This is a genomic window from Streptomyces roseochromogenus subsp. oscitans DS 12.976, from assembly GCF_000497445.1.
Taxonomy (GTDB): Bacteria; Actinomycetota; Actinomycetes; order Streptomycetales; family Streptomycetaceae; genus Streptomyces; species Streptomyces oscitans.
In genome coordinates this window covers 315339-332668 of record NZ_CM002285.1, presented here as the reverse complement: position 1 = coordinate 332668, position 17330 = coordinate 315339, and the positions used below count along the sequence as shown (strand labels likewise).

At 72.6% G+C, this 17330-nt stretch carries 14 protein-coding genes and 1 pseudogene; 9 read left to right on the top strand and 6 right to left on the bottom strand.

The window, feature by feature from the left end:
* Positions 1 to 121: 121 nt before the first annotated feature.
* On the bottom strand, positions 122 to 2809 hold the full coding sequence (gene ppdK / locus M878_RS52015; RefSeq protein ID WP_023544365.1) for a pyruvate, phosphate dikinase: 2688 nt from the start codon (positions 2807 to 2809) through the stop codon (positions 122 to 124).
* Between the two features lie 264 nt (positions 2810 to 3073).
* Here ppdK and M878_RS52010 point away from each other — a divergent pair, with 264 nt between their 5' ends.
* From M878_RS52010 to M878_RS52000, 3 genes are all read left to right on the top strand, one after another.
* Entirely contained in the window at positions 3074 to 4792 is a 1719-nt protein-coding gene (locus tag M878_RS52010; RefSeq protein WP_023544364.1) for a sensor histidine kinase, read from the top strand.
* 172 nt (positions 4793 to 4964) lie between these two features.
* Entirely contained in the window at positions 4965 to 5666 is a 702-nt protein-coding gene (locus M878_RS52005; protein WP_023544363.1) for a CBS domain-containing protein, read from the top strand.
* Positions 5667 to 5701: 35 nt separating this feature from the next.
* Positions 5702 to 6304: an Rv1733c family protein gene (locus M878_RS52000; protein WP_031223688.1), complete on the top strand. Its 603-nt coding sequence runs from the start codon at positions 5702 to 5704 to the stop codon at positions 6302 to 6304.
* A gap of 99 nt (positions 6305 to 6403) precedes the next feature.
* Here the strand turns inward: M878_RS52000 and M878_RS51995 are convergent, their stop codons facing one another.
* Complete coding sequence (locus M878_RS51995) at positions 6404 to 7048, bottom strand: CBS domain-containing protein (protein WP_023544361.1); 645 nt, start codon at positions 7046 to 7048, stop codon at positions 6404 to 6406.
* A 44-nt stretch (positions 7049 to 7092) separates the two neighbouring features.
* Entirely contained in the window at positions 7093 to 7551 is a 459-nt protein-coding gene (locus M878_RS51990; protein WP_031223687.1) for a Crp/Fnr family transcriptional regulator, read from the bottom strand.
* A 154-nt stretch (positions 7552 to 7705) separates the two neighbouring features.
* Between M878_RS51990 and M878_RS51985 the strand changes: the two genes are divergently transcribed.
* The 3 genes from M878_RS51985 to M878_RS51975 all read left to right on the top strand — a co-directional run bounded on the left by M878_RS51985 (position 7706) and on the right by M878_RS51975 (position 9646).
* Positions 7706 to 8221 carry a hydrogenase maturation protease gene (locus M878_RS51985; protein WP_023544359.1) on the top strand — a complete coding sequence of 172 codons (516 nt, stop codon included), beginning with the start codon at positions 7706 to 7708 and terminating at the stop codon, positions 8219 to 8221.
* Between the two features lie 568 nt (positions 8222 to 8789).
* Entirely contained in the window at positions 8790 to 9056 is a 267-nt protein-coding gene (locus M878_RS51980; RefSeq protein WP_031223686.1) for an SHOCT domain-containing protein, read from the top strand.
* Positions 9053 to 9646, top strand: coding sequence for a sulfocyanin-like copper-binding protein (locus M878_RS51975; RefSeq protein ID WP_023544357.1), 594 nt, complete (start codon positions 9053 to 9055; stop codon positions 9644 to 9646). The genes M878_RS51980 and M878_RS51975 overlap by 4 nt, the downstream gene beginning before the upstream one ends.
* A gap of 17 nt (positions 9647 to 9663) precedes the next feature.
* Here the strand turns inward: M878_RS51975 and M878_RS51970 are convergent, their stop codons facing one another.
* The 3 genes from M878_RS51970 to M878_RS51960 all read right to left on the bottom strand — a co-directional run bounded on the left by M878_RS51970 (position 9664) and on the right by M878_RS51960 (position 15515).
* Positions 9664 to 10392, bottom strand: a complete 729-nt coding sequence (locus M878_RS51970) for a CBS domain-containing protein (protein WP_023544356.1) — start codon at positions 10390 to 10392, stop codon at positions 9664 to 9666.
* A gap of 30 nt (positions 10393 to 10422) precedes the next feature.
* A complete protein-coding gene (locus M878_RS51965) occupies positions 10423 to 13125 on the bottom strand; it encodes a bifunctional acetate--CoA ligase family protein/GNAT family N-acetyltransferase (protein ID WP_023544355.1) in 2703 nt (900 codons plus the stop codon).
* Between the two features lie 107 nt (positions 13126 to 13232).
* Entirely contained in the window at positions 13233 to 15515 is a 2283-nt protein-coding gene (locus M878_RS51960) for a heavy metal translocating P-type ATPase (protein ID WP_023544354.1), read from the bottom strand.
* 365 nt (positions 15516 to 15880) lie between these two features.
* Between M878_RS51960 and M878_RS51955 the strand changes: the two genes are divergently transcribed.
* The 3 genes and pseudogenes from M878_RS51955 to M878_RS93405 form a co-directional block, all read left to right on the top strand.
* Positions 15881 to 16372, top strand: coding sequence for a CBS domain-containing protein (locus tag M878_RS51955; RefSeq protein ID WP_023544353.1), 492 nt, complete (start codon positions 15881 to 15883; stop codon positions 16370 to 16372).
* 86 nt (positions 16373 to 16458) lie between these two features.
* Positions 16459 to 16674: a hypothetical protein gene (locus M878_RS51950; RefSeq protein WP_031223680.1), complete on the top strand. Its 216-nt coding sequence runs from the start codon at positions 16459 to 16461 to the stop codon at positions 16672 to 16674.
* Between the two features lie 34 nt (positions 16675 to 16708).
* Positions 16709 to 17281: pseudogene (locus tag M878_RS93405) on the top strand (SulP family inorganic anion transporter); the annotation flags it as partial.
* Positions 17282 to 17330 lie beyond the last annotated feature (49 nt).

Below are 17330 nucleotides of genomic sequence, written 5' to 3'. Positions count from 1 at the left end.
CCCTCGTATGTACGGATCACGATGTCACCGCCGTCCAGGGCGCAGTTGACCGGGTGGACGGCGGGCCGGATGCGGTGCCCGGGCGCGTCCACGACCACGGGGCCGGTCAGCACCGGTTCGCTCACTTGCTGTCATCGGTGTCCATGCCGCCCAGCGCGGCCCGGCCCGCCTCCAGACGGGCCACCGGGACCCGGAACGGAGAGCAGGAGACGTAGTCCAGGCCGGCGCTGTGGAAGAAGCGGATCGACTCCGGGTCGCCGCCGTGCTCGCCGCAGACTCCGGTCTGCAGGTCGGGCCGGACGGCGCGGCCCTCCTCGACGGCGATCCGGACGAGCCGGCCCACTCCTTCCCGGTCGAGCGTCTCGAACGGCGAGGCGGCGAAGACGCCCTTGTCGAGGTACGCCGAGAAGAAGGCGGCCTCCACGTCGTCGCGGGAGAAGCCCCAGGTGGTCTGGGTGAGGTCGTTGGTGCCGAAGGAGAAGAACTCCGCCTCCTCGGCGATCCGGCCCGCCGTGAGCGCGGCCCGGGGGAGTTCGATCATGGTGCCGACCGGGCACTGGACGGGCACGCCGGTCTCCTCGCCGACCTCGGCCAGCACGCGCGCCACCTGCTCGCGGGTCAGCCGGAGTTCCTCGACGGCTCCGACGAGCGGCACCATGATCTCCGCCCGCGGGGAGCCCCCGGCCCGCGTCCGCTCGACCACCGCTTCGGCGACGGCCCTGACCTGCATCGCGACCAGGCCCGGAACCACAAGCCCCAGCCGTACGCCGCGCAGGCCGAGCATCGGGTTGTCCTCGTGCATCCGGTTCACGGCGTCGAGCAACTCCACGTCGTGGACGTCCGGTTGCCCGCCCGCCGCCTCGGCGGCGGCTATGCGCACGGCCAGGGCGGTGCGGTCGGGCAGGAACTCGTGCAGCGGTGGGTCGAGGAGCCGGATGGTGACCGGCAGGCCGTCCATCGCCTCCAGAATGGCCGCGAAGTCCCGCCGCTGGAGCGGCAGGAGAGCCGCCAGTGCCCGCTCGCGTCCGGCAGCGGTGCGGGCCAGGATCATCTCCTCCACCAGCTTGCGCCGCTCGCCGAGGAACATGTGCTCGGTGCGGCACAGCCCGATGCCCTGCGCGCCGAACCGCCGGGCGCGTGCCGCGTCCTCGGGGGTGTCCGCGTTGGCCCGCACCTCCAGCCGCCGTACCGAGTCCGCGTGGTCCAGAGCGCGGGCGACGGCGGCGACCGCGCTGTCCCTGTGCTCGCCGGTCTCCAGATAGCGCATGGTCGCGGAGGCGATCAGCGGAACCGCGCCCGCGTACACGGCGCCGGTGGAGCCGTCCACCGAGATGACCGTGCCCTCTTCGACGACGGTGCCGTTGCGGGCGGTGAAGTGGCGTGCTGCGCCGTTTACGGTGATGTCCTGCGCGCCGCACACGCAGACCTTGCCCATGCCACGCGCGACCACCGCCGCGTGGCTGGTCTTGCCGCCCCGGCCGGTCAGCACCGCCTGCGCGGCGACCATGCCGGGCAGGTCGTCGGGGGTCGTCTCCTCCCGTACGAGCACGACCTGCTCGCCCGCCGCGGACCGCCGTACGGCCTCCGCCGAGTCGAAGACGGCCGCGCCCACCGCCGCACCCGGGGAGGCCGGTACCCCGTGGGCCAGCGCATCGCCGGTGCCGTCCGTGTCGAAGCGCGGGAACATCAGCCGCGCCAGCCCCTCGCCGCTCACCCGTGCCAGAGCCTCGTCGGCGGTGATCAGCCCTTCCTCGACCAACTCGGCGGCGATGGCGAACGCGGCCTCCGCGGTGCGCTTTCCCACCCGGGTCTGCAGCATCCACAGGGTGCCCCGCTCGATGGTGAACTCGATGTCGCACAGATCCCGGTAGTGGCGCTCCAACGCCTGTGCGTGATCGCGCAGTTGCCGGTACGCGCGCGGGTCAAGCCGTTCCAGTTCGGCGAGCGGCACGGCGTCCCGCACGCCCGAGACGACGTCCTCGCCCTGTGCGTTCGGCAGGTAGTCGCCGTAGAGGCCGGGACGCCCGGTCGCCGGGTCGCGGGTGAAGGCGACGCCGCTGCCGGAGTCGGGGCCGAGGTTGCCGAACACCATGCGCTGCACGGTGACGGCGGTACCGAGGTCGTCCGGGATGTGCTCGCGCCGCCGGTACAGCCGGGCGCGCTCGGCGTTCCAGGAGCGGAACACGGCGAGGATCGCCTGCTGGAGTTGCCCGGCGGGGGACTGCGGGAAGTCGTGGCCCGTCTCGTCGCGGATCACGCCCTTGTACATCTCCGCCAGCCAGGCGAGGTCGCCCGCGTTCAGGTGGACGTCGTCGGGGGCCTCGCGGGCCTCCTTCAGCAGGGCCATCGCCTCGTCGAACAGCGCCGGATCGACGCCCATCACCGTGCTGCCGTACATCTGGACGAGCCGGCGATAGGAGTCCCAGGCGAAGCGTTCGTTCCCGGACACCTTGGCCAGGCCGAGCACGGAGGCGTCGTTCAGGCCGATGTCGAGGACCGTTTCCATCATGCCGGGCATGGAGAAACGGGCCCCGGAGCGGACGGACACCAGCAACGGGGCGTCCGCCTGGCCCAGCCGCCGCCCGGTGGCCGTCTCCAGCACCGACAGGTGCCGCGAGACCTCCGCCGACATGCCCTCCGGTTCCTCGCCACTGGCGAGGAAGGCCCGACAGGCCTGGGTGGTGACGATGAACCCGGGTGGTACCGGCAGGCCCAGCCGGGTCATCTCGGCCAGGTTGGCGCCCTTGCCGCCGAGCAGGCCGGCCAGGTCGCGGCTGCCGTCCCGGAAGTCGTAGACGTAGCGGACCATGACGCCTCTCCTCGGCTCGGCTCCGTCGCGCACGGCTTCAGCCTCCGACGCGGGCGGGATCGCAGGGGAGGTGCTCTCGGTCCCCAGGGGTGGGCCGATCGGCCCAAGACCCGGCCGTCGGCCGGTGACCGCCGCGGCGGGCTGGGCCTTGATCTGAGGAGCGGCTCACGGGCCCGGATACCGCCCCCCAGCTGGGGACCGATAGGGTGATAGCGCACCAAGCCGAAGCTTCCCGCCCCGCGCCAGAGGGCCGAGAGGAGCGTGGTGGCACAGCCCGGAGAGTCCCGCGCGTCACTGCCTCAGCTGAAGCTGGACGAGCTGCTGGAGGAGCTGCAGGCCCGGATCAACGCGGCCCGGGGCACCCAGGATCGCGTGCGCAACCTGCTGGGGGCGGTCCTCTCCGTCGGCCGGGAACTGGACCTGGAACAGGCTCTGCACTCCATCGTGGAGGCGGCCGCGGTGCTCGTGGAGGCCGAGTACGCAGCCCTCGGCGTCATCGGGCCCGACGGCAGGACGCTGTCCGCCTTCCACACCGTCGGCGTGACCGAGGAACAGATCGCCGCCGTCGGCCGCTATCCGGAGGGGCACGGCATCCTGGGCGAGCTGATCCGGCATCCGGAGCCGCTGCGGCTGGCGAAAATCTCCGAACACCCGGCCTCGTACGGCTTCCCGCCGCACCACCCGCCGATGACCAGGTTCCTCGGCGTCCCGATCCGGGTGCGCGACCAGGTCTTCGGCAACCTGTATCTGACCGAGAAACGCGGCGGTGCGGAGTTCGACGAGGACGACGAGTCGGTGCTGTCGACACTCGCCGTGGCCGCCGGCGTGGCCATCGACAACGCGCGCCTGTACGAGCACTCCCGGCTGCGTGAGCGCTGGCTGCGGGCGAACGCGGAGATCACCCACAGCCTGGTGTCGGGCAGCGCGCGTGCCGAGTCCCTTCGGCTGATCGCCGAACGGGCCCGGGAGATCGCGGGCTCGGCCCTGGCGGCGGTCGCGCTGCCGATGGACGACACGAAGTCGCTCTCCGTGGAGATCGCGGTCGGACTGGACGCGGAGGCACACCGCGGGCTGGTGCTGTCGCTGCACGAGAGCCTGATGGGACTCGCGTACTCCACCGCCGCTCCGGTCACCAGCGACGACGTCACCCACGATGCCCGGATCTCCCAGGAACCCCCGCGCTTCGCCGGACTCGGCCCAGCCGTCGCCGTGCCCATCCGCACCAGCGAGGGCGGGGTACGGGGTGTGGTCCTGCTGGCGCGCGAGGCCGGCCGGCCGGTGTTCTCGGAAACGGAGACCGAGATGCTGAACGGTTTTGCCGCGCAGGCCGCGATCGCGATGGAACTGGCCGAGCGCCGGCAGGACGCCCAGCAGATCGCGCTGCTGAAGGACCGCGACCGTATCGCCCGTGACCTGCACGACCTGGCCATCCAGCGGCTGTTCGCCACGGGAATGACCTTGCAGAGCGCGTGCCGTTTCATCGAGCACCCCGAAGCCGCTGAACGGGTGCTGCGGGCTGTGGACGAGCTCGACGAGACCATCAAGATCATCAGGTCTACGATCTTCGGGCTGCGGGCAGGCACGGGCCCCGCCGACAGCGGACTGCGCGCGAGGGTCGTCCGCGTGGTCGGCGAGACCGCCCCGCTCCTGGACTTCACGCCCAGCGTGCGCATCGAGGGTCTGGTCGACACCGATGTGCCGCCCGAGACCGCCGATCATGTCGTGGCGGTGCTCGCGGAGGCCCTCACCAACATCGCCCGGCACGCCCACGCGGACCGGGCCCAGGTGGTCCTCGTGGCAGACGGCCGGGAGGTGTCCCTGACGGTCTCGGACGACGGGGTGGGCATTCCGGGCGACGGCCGCCGCAGCGGGCTGCGGAACATGGCCGAGCGAGCTGAGCAGCTGGGCGGACGGCTCGCGGTGAGCAGCGCCCCGGGTGGCGGCACGGTGCTGGACTGGCGGGTCCCGCTCCCGCCCGCGTAGGAACCGCCCCCTGGATCTCGTCGCGGCCGGCGGAGACGCGGAACCGGGGCCGTATCACCCCGGTCGGCCCTGTCACAGAGACCGGGGAGGGCCGCTCGGCCCATGCCGGGAGCGGGGCCGCGGCCTCAGGCTGGAGGTGTCGCAGGACGGCAGCCCAGCTCTGGAGGACGCCATGGACGGCACTCCGACGGTCGTGAACGACGTGATGACCCGCAAGGTCGTGGCTCTGCGCACGGGCGCAGCCTTCAAGGAGATCGTGAAGACCATGCGGGAGTGGCGGGTCAGTGCCCTCCCCGTGCTGGACGACACCGGACGTGTCGTCGGTGTCGTCTCCGAGGCCGATCTGCTGCCCAAGGAGGAGTACCGCCAAGGCGACCCGGACGGCTACGGGCTGGTGGGGCATCCCGCCGACGCGTACAAGGCGGGCGCGGTGATGGCCGGTGAGCTGATGAGCACCCCGGCCGTCACCGTGACAGCCGACGCCACCCTCGCCCATGCCGCGCGTGTCATGGCGCGCGAGCGGGTCAAGCGCCTGCCGGTGGTCGACTACGACGGCTTCCTCACGGGCATCGTCAGCCGCTCCGACCTGCTGAAGGTGTTCCTGCGGGCCGACGAGGAGATCGCAGAGGAGATCAGGGACGAGGTCGTCGTACGGCTCTTCGGCTCCCACGCCGAATCGATCCGGACCGAGGTGCACGACGGTGTCGTGACGCTCACCGGCCGGGTGCGCGACACGGCGCTCGTCCCGCTCGCCCTTCTGCTGGCGCGGGCCGTGGAGGGCGTGGTGGACGTGCGGTGCGCGCTGGCCGGCCCGCCCCGTCATCCGGACCTCGACCCCGATCTCCCGGACCCGCGGCGGGCGGCCCCCGCCTGAGGGCGGCCCGCGGCTCGCGAGAAGAGGCGGCGGCCATGACGCGGACACCTCCCACAAGCGTGCGGCCGGTCCGGCTGTGGCGCTGGCGGCGCAACCCGATGCGGCGGCACAGCGATGTCGTCGAGGCCTGGATCGTGCTCGCCACCTGGATCTGCGTCCTTGTCGGCGGTGCCCTCGCGGGCGCGGTGGCGGCTCGGATGACGGACTCGGCGTTCGCCGTGCGGCGGGCCCAGGTCCACGCCGTGTCCGCCGCTCTCACCGACGACGCGGTCAGGACGCCGCTCGCCGGGAGCGGGTACGACGACGGCCGGGTATGGGCACCCGTGCGCTGGACGGCGACGGACGGAACGGTGCGCACCGACAGGGTGCAGGTGGTCCCCGGCGTTCCGGCCGGTACCCGGATCACCGTGTGGACGGACCGCACGGGGCACGTCGTGTCCGCTCCGGCCACGGGTGCGGTGGCAACCCTTCAGGCGGCCGCGGTCGGAGCCCTTGTCGCGCCCTTGGCCGGCGGCGCGGTGTGGGCCGCCGGACGGGCGGTGCGCACGCGGCTCATCCGGCGGCGTGTGGCCGAGTGGGACGAGGAATGGAAGCGGGTCGGTCCTCGATGGGGGAACCTGAGCGGGGGCAAGGGCTGAACGCCGGGCGCACCCGCACAGCAGGCGGCCTGCCAACGCGCCGCCGGCAGCGGGCAGTTGTCCCCCGAGTGTCCTCCGCGCCAGGCGAGTCGGGAGCGATCACTCGTAGGTGAGCCGGCAGTCCACGCTCACCACGCCCTCGACGCCCCGCACGAGGCGGACGGCGAGCGGGATGCGAGTGGCGTCCTGAACCCGTCCGGTCAGTGTCGCCACGCCGTCGGTGACCATGACGTGCACCGGCTCGACCGGGGCCGGGAAGAGGCGGTCGACGACCTCGCGCCGGATCTCGTCGGCGAGGTCGTTGTCCGGGCGCAGGAACACCTTGAGCAGATCGCCCCGGCTGACCACGCCGTCGAGGACACCCTCGGCGTTCACGACGGGGAGCCGTTTGACGTGCCGCAGCGCCATGATGCGCGCGGCCTCCGCGAGCGTGGCGTCGGCATGGACGGTGACGGCCGGCGTACTCATCAGCTCCTCGGCGGTCGCCGCCCCGGCCTTGGCCAGGTCGGACAGCCGGCGCATCTGGGTGAACCGGTCCGGGTCACTGTCCCGGAACTCCTCCTTGGGCAGCAGATCGGCCTCGGAGACCACCCCGACCACCCTGCCGTCGCCCTCAAGGACGGGCAGGGCACTGACCTCCCACTGCTCCATGCGCTCGACGATGTCCTTGAACAGAGCCTTGCGGCCCACCGCTACGACGGCACGTGTCATCACGTCACTCACCCGGTGCGAGCCGCCATTCATGCTGTCCTCCTCACGAGGCCTGTCCTCCTCACGCGGCCGGGCGGTCATATCAGGCCGCCGCTGCCGTAGGGGGCGTAGAGGTCGAGCAGCCGGATCCGGGAGGCATGCAGACGCTGCGCGACCACCTGTCCGACCCAGACCGCGATCGCCCGGCCGAACCCGGGGTCCTCGGCGCACAGCACCCGCACGGACTCGGCATCGAACTCCCACGCCCGCACGGGGCTCATGGCCTCGGCACCCAGGTGCCAGAGGTACGGCGGAAAGTGCCAGGACCAGCCGACCAGTTCGCCGTGTCCGAGCGACTCGATGACAGCGGGACGGCGGCCGGGCACATGCAGGTCGAGGGCGATGGTGCCGGTGCGGATGATCCAGAAGCGGTTGGCGCGCCGGCCCTCCTCGAACAGGCGAGTGCCGGCATCGAAGGAGACCTCGCGGGCGAGGCGCATCAGACGGTCGCGGTACTCGGTTGACAAGGCCATGGTCACGGTGGTGGCGGAAGTCATCGCACCGGCTCCCTTCATGGGTCCTGCCTCCAGCGTGAGCGTGTCCGGGCCCCACCGCCACGGGCCGCTCGGATCCCGCCAGGGCCCTTCGGCCCATGTGAGCCGGTGCCGCCGAGCCGCAGTCTGGAGGCACCCGCCCGGAGGGAGTGACACCATGAGTGTCTCCACGCGCATCGCGGTCATCGCGGTCGGCGACCCGTCCCGGCACGACGCGGGCGTCGGCGGGGCGGTCCTGTCCCGCCTGCGTGAGTACGCGCTGAAGAGGCCTTTCCCACCAGGCACCGTCCTTGCCGAGTGCGACCTCGATCCGGGGCGGCTGATCCGGTTGTGGGACGGCACCGAACTGACCGTGGTGCTGGAGGCGGTGCACCCGCACCCGAGTCACCCCGGCCGCATCCACCGTCTGGAATGGGACCCCAGCCGACCGACGCGGTCAGGGACGCTCCTCCCGCGCGGACTCGGCGAGGCCGTCGAGGTGGCGTACGAGCTGGACCGGCTGCCTGCCCGCCTCGTGGTGTACGCCGTCGATACGGCCGACACCTCTCTCGGACCGGGTCTGTCGCCGTCCGTCGGCGCCGCGGTGGACATGCTGGTCGCGCGCGTCGAGGACGAGATCGTCCGGCATCGGACAGCTGCGGCACGCGGAGCCACGGACCCTGCCACGGCATAGCTCGACGGGAAGGGCCGTCCACTTCTCGCGGATCCGGATCACGCGGTGCTCGGCCGCGGGCCGCTTCTCCGCGTCTCCCACGGGTCCTTCCCGCCGCTACCAGCACATCACGGCCACCGACGGTTCACCGGTACCGTTCGGGATCGTGCTGCGCGACAGCGCGAAGTTGCGCCAGGGCGGCTCTCGGGCGCTGAAGCACTCCTCATGGAGTCGACGTACGGCAACCGCCGACACGAGGACGAAGCGGGCGCGCCCGCTTCGCCGGCGTGCCGTCGTACCCGTCTATGTCGACAGCCCCATGGCGTGGCCGCCCTGGACGTCTACCGGGACGCCGTCCCCACCCGGGCCCCGGAACTCCGCCCCGAGCCCTGCCAGGCCGTGCGCTCCGTCCAGGGGGCCATCGACATCAGCCGTGCCGACGGCCCGGCGAGCCTGAGGGGGCTGCCCCGCCCCTTCCGGAGGGCCGTTCAGCCACCGGCACGGACCCATACGGCCCTCCCCACCGGTTCCGCGCCGAGCGATCCTGGGCCTGTCGGTGATCGGCAGGCCGAAGAAGGTGATCGACGTGATGTGGTACGGCGGCTGGGGCGGGGGCGGATGGCTCCTCATGACCGTGATCATGATTCTTTTCTGGGGGCTGCTGATCGCCGGGGGCGTCGCCCTCGTCCACTACTTCAGCGGCGCCCGCAGTCACCAGCCAGGCTGGCCCCCGCCCGGCGAGGGCGGAGGGGCGAGCAGGCGCGCGGAGGATCTGCTCGCAGAGCGATTCGCCCGTGGAGAGATCGACGAGGACGAGTACCAACGCCGCCTCGCGACGCTGCGGGAGCACCGGTGACCACGCGCCGACGCACGCTGTGGCTGGTCGTCGCCGTGGCTGCCGCAGCCGTGGTGCTGGGCATCGCGACGACCGCCTTGCTCGCCACCACTGGCACTTACGGCTCAGCCCCGCCGGGATGGACGGCCCCGGCCGCGCGGTGCGCGGTGCCTGCTCTCCCCGGCCGTACCGTGGACGTGACCGCGGACGACATGGGCCCGGGCATGATGAGCCCCGCTCCTGGCCGGTACCCCTGGTACCCCACGGGCATGATGCGCCTGACCGCTCAGCCGGCGACGGTCCCGGCCGGGACGATCTCACTGCGGGTGAGAAACGTCGGTGCCCTCACCCACGAGGTCCTCGTGCTCCCGCTGCCGACGGGCCAGTTCGCGGGGGAGAGGCTCGTCGGCCCCGACGGACGGATCAGCGAGACGGGCAGCGTGGGCGAAGCCTCCCGCAGCTGCCAAGCGGGCAGCGGCCACGGCATCACCCCGGGCGCGATGGGCTGGACCACACTCACGCTGCAGCCCGGCCGCTACGAACTCCTCTGCAACGTCCCCGGTCACTACGCGGCCGGCATGTACGCCGAGCTCGACGTAACGGGCGGCTGAGAACCGCTCGATGAGGATCACAGCTTGCGCAACCAGTCGTCGGCCTCGCCGCGCGCGGCCGGTCCGGCAGATTGTGGGTGCCGGTCGTCGAAGCGACAGGTGAGGTGGTCGACCACGTCGACCACCCCGTCCAGGCGCCGGGTCAGGGCGACCGCCACCGTGACGTCGCTACGGCGCTCCAACTGCCCGGTGAGGGTGACCACACCGTCGTACACCTCGACCTCGACGACGTGCGGGCCGAGCCACAGCGCGTCGACCAGCACCTCGCTTCGTACTGCCTGCCGGATCTCCTCGTCGGAGCGCAGAAAGACCTGCAGCAGATCGCGCCGGGTGACGATGCCGACGAGCCGGTCCTCCTCGTCGACCACGGGCAGCCGCTCGATGCCGTGCAGCGTCATCAGCCGGGCGGCCTCGCGGAGAGTCGCCTCCGCGGGCACCGTCACGGCGGGCGCCGACATCAGGCACCCGGCCGTACGAGCCCGCGATCTGGCGGCGTCCCGCCGCGCACCGCGCCGCAGCCGTTGTACCCATGCGCCGGGACGGCCGCCCGGCTCCGACGGGCGCGCCTGGCGCCGCATCAGATCGGTCTCGGAGACGACACCCATGACCTTGTCGTCCTCGTCGATCACCGGCAGCCCGCTGATGCGATGTTCGCGCAGGAGGCGGACGACGTCCTTGAACGGAGTGCCGTAGCCGGCCGTGACGACGTCGTCGGTCATGACGGCGCCGATCTTCGTGGGTTGCATGGCGGACCTCCTTCGGGGCTCGGGCTGCGGTCAGCGCAGTCGGCGCAGGTACGGGTCGTGAGCCTGGCGCGGAACGAGCCGGATGCGGGCATCGAGCGTCGTGATCCCGTGCGGCCCGGCCAGCACCGGGTTGAGATCGGCGTCCGCCAGCTGGGGCAGGTCCGAGGCCATCCGGGACAGCCGGTGGAGCAGCTGTTCCAGGGCACCGAGGTCGGCGGCGGGGCTGCCGGCGTACCCGAACAGCAGCGGGGAACAGCGGGGCGAGGTCAGCAGGTCGTGCGCGTCGAGCTCGGTCAGCGGGGCCAGCCGGGCCGCGTGGTCGGCGAGCAGCTCCGTCGCCGTACCGCCGAGCCCGAACACCACCAGCGGTCCGAAGACGTCGTCCTGGACGACGCCGGCGAACAGTTCGGTGCCGCGTTCCGCGAGCGGCTGGACGACCACGCCGGTCATCCGGTCACCGAACCGGGTGACCAGATCCCGGTGAGCGGCTCTGATCTGGGACAGGTTCTGCAGGTCCAGGTGCAGAGCGTGCTGCTCGCTCTTGTGCAGCAACCCTGGCCAGTAGGCCTTCATCACGACCCGCCCGTCAGGTCCCGCGAGCCGCTCCGCCGCGGTGACGGCTTCGTCCTCGTCCCGCGCCCATGCCCAGGGGATCTGCGGGATGGCGTAGCAACCCAGGAGCGTCGCGGTCGCCTGCGGATCGAGCCAGCCACCTTCCGGGTTGCCGTCCAGGTATGCGGCGACGATCTCCCGCGCGCGACCGGTCTCCACGTCCGGCAACTCCGGTACGCGGCTGGGCGGCCGGGAGAGCCAGTGGGCGCGGGCGGTGGCGCGGGCCAGGGCGCGGGCCGCGTCCTCCGCGTCCGAGTAGGCGGGGACGGTGGTCTCGACGGCGGTCGGCAGCAGCTCGACACGGGCCGCCTGAGTGGGAAGGACCGCGAGGACCGGGCGGGGGAGCCGCCCCGGGGGCCGGGTCAGCGCGCGCACCAGGTCCTCGCCGGTGGCCGTGGCGACCGCGGTGGGGACCAGCGTGACCAGGACGGTGTCGACGGCCCCGTGCCGGGCCAGGAGGCCTGTGCACGAACGCAGTTGCTCCTCTCCGACCACCGCGGTCACGTCCACGGGGTTGGTGGCGGTGGCGCCGTCCGGCAACAGGCCGAGAAGCTCGTTCACCAGGTCGGCGCCGAGCGATGGGACGTCGAGTCCGGCTTCCGCGCACGCGTCGGCGGCCAGGACGCCCACTCCGGCCGCGTTGCTGACGACGGCGACCTTGGGGCCCCTGGGGAGAGGTTGTGCGTGGAACAGGGCGGCGGTGTCCAGGAGTTCGCCGATGGTCCGTGTCGCGGTGATGCCGGCCTGGGCGAACAGGACCTGCCGGGTCATGGTCGGTACGGCCGCCGCCGCGGTGTGGGAGGCCGCACCGCGCCGTCCGGCTTCGGACCGGCCCGCGTCGACGGTGAGCACCGGCATCGTGCGGGCCACCCGGCGGGCGGTACGGGAGAAGGCGCGCGGGTTGCCGAACGACTCCAGGTGCAGCAGCGCCAGGTCGGTGTGCCCGTCGCTTTCCCACCACTGGAGCATGTCGTTGCCGCTGACGTCGTACTTGTCGCCGAGTGAGACGAAACTGGACACGCCGATGCCGAGCCGGGCGAGCCCGTCCAGCAGCGCGATGCCGACACCGCCGGACTGTACGGCGACACCGGCGGTGCCGGGCCCGGGACGGTGCGCGGCGAAGGTCGCGTCGAGCCGGACGCCGTCCTCGGTGTTGGCCAGGCCCAGGCAGTTCGGGCCGACGAGCCGCATGCCGTGGCGCCGGCACGCGTCCATGAGGGCACCGGACTGATGCCGGTCCAGGCCCGCGGACACCACCAGCAGAGCGCCCACGCCTGCCTTGCCGCACTGCTCGGCCACTTCGGGAACGGCTGCGGCCGGTACGGCGATCACGGCCAGGTCGGCCACCCGCGGCAGGTCGGCGACGGACCGGTAGGCGTGCACCCCGGCGATCGTGTCGGCCTCCGGGTGTACGGCGAAGACCGGCCCGGTGTAGGCGTCGGCACCGATGTTCCGGAGTATTGCCCGTCCCACCGAACCCGGCCTGCGGCCCGCACCGATCACCACGACGGCCCTCGGCCGCAGCAGCGGCTGCATGCTGACGACGTCGGCGACCCGTCCCCGGGCCTCGACGGCGTTCAAGTAGGCGTCGTCCTCGGTGAGTTCGACCGTGCAGTGCACCTCAGGTCCGTCGAAGTGGCGGGTGACGCGCAGTCCCAGGTCGTGGAAGACCTTCAGCATGTCGTGGTTCTCGGACAGGGCGTCCGCGCTGAACGCCGTCACGCCTGCCGTACGGGCCGCGTCCGCCAGGTGTTCCAGCAGCAGCGTGGCCACACCCCGGTGGTGCCATCCGTCGGCGACGGCCACCGAGATGTCCGCGGTGCCACCGGGCGGCAGGACCTCGTATTCGGCCAGGCCCACCAGATGTCCCTCATACCCGTGTCCCTTGTGCTCGGCGGCCAGCGCCCGATAGCCGGGCCGCTCGCCCGCGGCCACCCGGTCCGCCGCCTCCCGGGCGGAGGCCGGGCTGACGGAGAAGAACCGCAGCCGCAGGTTCTCCGGCGACATCTCCTGGTACAGCCGCAGCACCTCTTCGCGGTCCGCCGGGCCCGCCTGCCGTATCCGCACGGTGGTGCCGTCGCTCAGCAGTGCGTGCACTGGGGCTTCCTGGATGCCGGTCATCGCGAGACCTCCCTCCGGACGCTTCCCCTTCAGCGTCGGGCGCCCGCTCCCTCGGCCACAGGGGCTGAGCGGGTAAGCGGCGGGGCCGAGTGGCCCCGGTGGGCCGCTCACCGGGCCAGCGAGAAGTAGTTCTCCTCCTCCTGCGTGAAGTGAAGACACAGGACGGTGTGCAATCCGTACAGACAGGAGCGCAGATCATCGAGCTGCCCCGCGGCCAGGCCGCCGGCGTCGTGGGCCAGTCGCAGATGCGCGGCGATGCGCCGGGACAGACGCTCGATCTCCACGTGCGCCCGGCTCATGGTGGCCGTGGCCTCAGGGCCGCCGAGCGTGGGGGCGAGGGCAGGGTAGAGCTGGTGCTCCTCGGCGTATTCATGGGGGAGCAGGCGTTCGGTGAGCAGCCGGTACGCCTCCTCGACCGCGGCGAGGGCCCGCGGACCCGGACCGTCGGTGAGGCGGTCGGCGGCACCCCGCACGGCTTCGAGCACCTCCTGCAGGTCGACGTGCTCGGCCGCGAAGCGGCGGACAAGAGCTTCCGCATCGGGGGTGAGGGCCGGCCGCGCGGTCTGGTCGACCCTCAGGGCGCGCAGGGCGTTGAGGATGACCGCGACATCGATGCCCTCCTGGAGCAGGGCTCCGGCCGCGGGAGGGAGCAGACCGGCCGCGGCGACGCCCATCGCGGCGAGGGACAGCACCATCCCGCCCAGGGCGCTCTGCACGGCGATCCGCCGGGCCCGTACGGCGATGGAGACGGCGTCGGCCAGGCGGTCGACGCGGTCGGTGGTCAGGACGATGTCGGCGGCTTCGGAGGACGCGGTGGCGCCTCGGGCACCCATCGCCACGCCGACGTCCGCGGCCGCCAGGGCCGGGGCGTCGTTGACCCCGTCGCCGACCATCACGGTGACCGCGTGGTCGCGTTCCGCGCGTACGGCGGCGACCTTGTCCGCCGGGCCGAGTCCGGCGCGCACCTCGTCGAGGCCGAGAACAGCGCCGACCTCGCGCGCGGGCTCGGCCCGGTCACCCGTGAGCATCACGAGCCGGGAGATACCCGCCGCCCGCAGAAGGCGCAGGGTGCGGTGGGCGTCGTAGCGCAGCGCGTCACGGAGCAGCACGGCACCCGTGACCTGACCGTCCGCGCACACCCAGGCGACGGCCGCGCCGTCGAGGAGCGCCCTGTTGTCCACCGCACGAGCCCAGGACTGCCCGCCGCCGGGCATTTCGAAGCGGCCGACGCGGACTCGGCGTCCCTCCACGGTGCCCGAAACACCCACGCCCGGCTCTTCGGTGACGCTTGCCGGCACCGACAACGTCAGCTTTCTCTCGTGCGCGGCATCGACGATGGCCCGCGCCAGAACGTGGGGCGAGTACTGGTCGAGCGAAGCGGCCAGCCGGAGCACCTCCGCCGGCTGCCAGCCGGGCGCGGCGATCACGTCGACGACACGGGGGCGACCCCGGGTCAGCGTGCCCGTCTTGTCCAGCAGGAGAGTGCGCGCCCGGCCCAGGCTTTCCAGGGCGCCACCGTCCCGGACGACGACACCGACACGGGAGGCACGGGAGAGTCCGGACACCACGGCGACCGGCGCCGCCAGCAGGAGGGGGCACGGGGTGGCGACCACGAGTACGGCGACCGCCCGAATCGCGGAGCCGCTCACCAGCCAGGCAGTCCCGGCCACCGCCAGGGACAGGGGCAGGAACCAGGCCGCGTAGCGGTCGGCCAGCCGTACGACGGGCGCGGACTCGGCGCCGGCCTGCCGGGCCAGCCGTACGATCCCGGCGTACGTACTGTCCTGCTCGGTCGCGGTGGCGCGCAGGTCGAAGGCTCCACCGGCGTTGACCACGCCACTGCGGACCGATTCGCCCCGAGCCCGGCCGACATGCAGCGGTTCCCCCGTGAGCACCGACTCGTCCAGGACCGCGGCGGCGCTTTCCACGCGCCCGTCGACCGGAACCGTCTCGCCCGGCCCCACGACGAGCAGGTCACCGACGGCGACGTCCGCGAGCGGGATCGCGGCCACGCCGGCTTCGGTGCGACGCCGGGCCGATCGCGGCGTGTGTTCCAGCAGGGCCCGCAGGTCGTGGTAGGCACGCCGCCGCGCCGCAGTCTCCAGCGTGCGGCCCGTCGCCAGCATCGACGCGATGAGGGCACCGGCCAGAAACTCGTGGACGGCCAGGGTGCCGCCGAGGGCCAGGACGGCGATCAGATCGACGCCCGCCCGTCCGCGCCGCAGCGCGGCCAGCACCCAGCCCATGGCCGGGAGCACGGCGGACAGGGTTCCCAGGCTCCACAACAGGTCGGCAAGGTCACCGTCGCCGTTGAACCAGGCGCCACCGCCCGCGACCAGCGCAGCCGAGGTGACCGCCAGCAGCACGGGTTCGAGCCGCGGCGGGGCCATCGGCGCCGCTGGGGATGACCGTGCTGGGGATGACCGTGCTGGACGGGAGAATCGATACATGGCACACCTCGTGCCGCCCGCGGCGTTGGCGATCTGCGGGTACTGGCTTCGTCCATCACATCGCCACACCAACGACTGCGGCAGGGGACGCATGGCTCTGCCGGAGGGCCGCAAGGCCTTTGTTGAACCGCTTATTAGGTCCGATCGCCGATTCCGAGGCCGTAAGGCCCCATGACAGGCCGTCGCCGAGGAGTCAGCGTGAAGAGGCACGCGGAGGGGAAACGGGCATCCGGCATGCGGCTTCCCCCGCACGGGCGGAATGCCGGATCAGTTGATCCTGGCTACAGCACAAGGAGGCGGCCGTGATGGAGAACCCGGAGGTGCGGAGTCTGATGAACACCGCGCCGTACTCGGTCGGCGAGGACGAGACGCTGCTGATGGCCTGGGAGGTCCTGGAACGATCGGGACAGCGAGCCCTGCCCGTGGTCCGCGCGGACGGCTGCTGCGCCGGAGTACTGGACCGGGCCGAACTTGCTGTGGCCTGCGCAGGCGATGTGCTGTCCCGGCGAAGGGTGCGCGATCTCGTGCGCTCCCGCCGGACCGCGCGGATCCACCCGGAGGAGTCCGTGTCGCACGCGGCATCCGTCATGACGGAGGAGGACACCGACGCCCTTCCGGTCACAGACCGGCATGGACAGCTGGTGGGGCTGCTCATGTCCCGGGACTATGTGGCCGCCGCCGCAGGACTGCACCATCGCGCGGCCGCGGCCGCGGTCTCGGAGAGGCCCGCACGGGTCACGTTGCCCGGACTACCGCCGCAGCCCGCAGAGCGCGAGCGCGGAATCGTCATTCCCTAGCGGGTGGGTGGTGTTGGCCTGGTCGTGCCCCGGGGCCGGGACGGACGCCCCAGGCTATTGGAATGTTTTCGGGGCATGCTGGTGTCATGAATGCGCGCCCTCCAGTCGTTGTGCTCCCGCCCGCGCAGGACGGCGGACGGCGGGTGACGATCCACGGCGAGGGCGCGGGCACTGCGTACAGCCTGTTCGACGTCCTTGACTTCCTGCACCGCGCGGACCTGCCGACCGCCGGCAAGGCGATCGACGACCCCGAACTGATCGAGTGGCGCGGCGGCGGACCGTACGACTGGCCCAACGGCTAGCGGTTCCGCGCGGAGCACGCTCTCCGAGCTTCGCGGTGCGGTGGCCGCGGACGTACTGGCTGGTGCCGCGGTTGCGGCCGACGATCCCCTTCTCCATCCTCGCCGTGATCACCGCGACGATCGTCGCGCGGGTCGCGGACCGGGACGCGGCCAAGCCGATCGGCGATCTACCGCCCGGGCTGCCCGTTCCCTCGTTGTCCTTCCTCGACCTGGGTTCACTGGGCACCTTGCTCGCCCCGGCGGTGGCCGTCGCGGCCCTCGCGGACTGGAGTCCCTGTTGTCCGCGTCGGTCGCGGACGGCACGACGGTCGGGCAGAAGCACGACCCCGACCGCGAGCTGTTCGGTCAGGACCCGGCCAACATCGCCGCCCCGCTGTTCGGCGACGCCCCGGACCTCGGCGCCATCGCCCACACCGCCGTCCGCGTGCGCACGGGCGCGGGCTGCCGGCCGACCGCGTCCACGCACGCCGTGGTCTTCGCTGTGATCGTCTTCGCTGCGGCACCCCTGGTGGCGAAGATCCCGCTGGCGGCGCTTGCCGGTGTCCTGCCGGCCACCGCGGTCCGCATGGTCGAGGTCGCCCTCGCCCTGCGCGCCGGAGCTGAAGCGGCGTACGCCACCACGCCCGAGGCGATCCGGGGAGCCCGCGACCACCTGG

Bases quoted from the DNA above. Each gene is read 5' to 3' on its own strand.
- ppdK (WP_023544365.1), bottom strand. From the start codon at position 2,809: ATGGTCCGCTACGTCTACGACTTCCGGGACGGCAGCCGCGACCTGGCC.
- M878_RS52005 (WP_023544363.1), top strand. From the start codon at position 4,965: ATGGACGGCACTCCGACGGTCGTGAACGACGTGATGACCCGCAAGGTC.
- M878_RS52000 (WP_031223688.1), top strand. From the start codon at position 5,702: ATGACGCGGACACCTCCCACAAGCGTGCGGCCGGTCCGGCTGTGGCGC.
- M878_RS51995 (WP_023544361.1), bottom strand. From the start codon at position 7,048: ATGAATGGCGGCTCGCACCGGGTGAGTGACGTGATGACACGTGCCGTC.
- M878_RS51990 (WP_031223687.1), bottom strand. From the start codon at position 7,551: ATGACTTCCGCCACCACCGTGACCATGGCCTTGTCAACCGAGTACCGC.
- M878_RS51985 (WP_023544359.1), top strand. From the start codon at position 7,706: ATGAGTGTCTCCACGCGCATCGCGGTCATCGCGGTCGGCGACCCGTCC.
- M878_RS51980 (WP_031223686.1), top strand. From the start codon at position 8,790: ATGTGGTACGGCGGCTGGGGCGGGGGCGGATGGCTCCTCATGACCGTG.
- M878_RS51970 (WP_023544356.1), bottom strand. From the start codon at position 10,392: ATGCAACCCACGAAGATCGGCGCCGTCATGACCGACGACGTCGTCACG.
- M878_RS51965 (WP_023544355.1), bottom strand. From the start codon at position 13,125: ATGACCGGCATCCAGGAAGCCCCAGTGCACGCACTGCTGAGCGACGGC.
- M878_RS51960 (WP_023544354.1), bottom strand. From the start codon at position 15,515: ATGGCCCCGCCGCGGCTCGAACCCGTGCTGCTGGCGGTCACCTCGGCT.
- M878_RS51955 (WP_023544353.1), top strand. From the start codon at position 15,881: ATGGAGAACCCGGAGGTGCGGAGTCTGATGAACACCGCGCCGTACTCG.
- M878_RS51950 (WP_031223680.1), top strand. From the start codon at position 16,459: ATGAATGCGCGCCCTCCAGTCGTTGTGCTCCCGCCCGCGCAGGACGGC.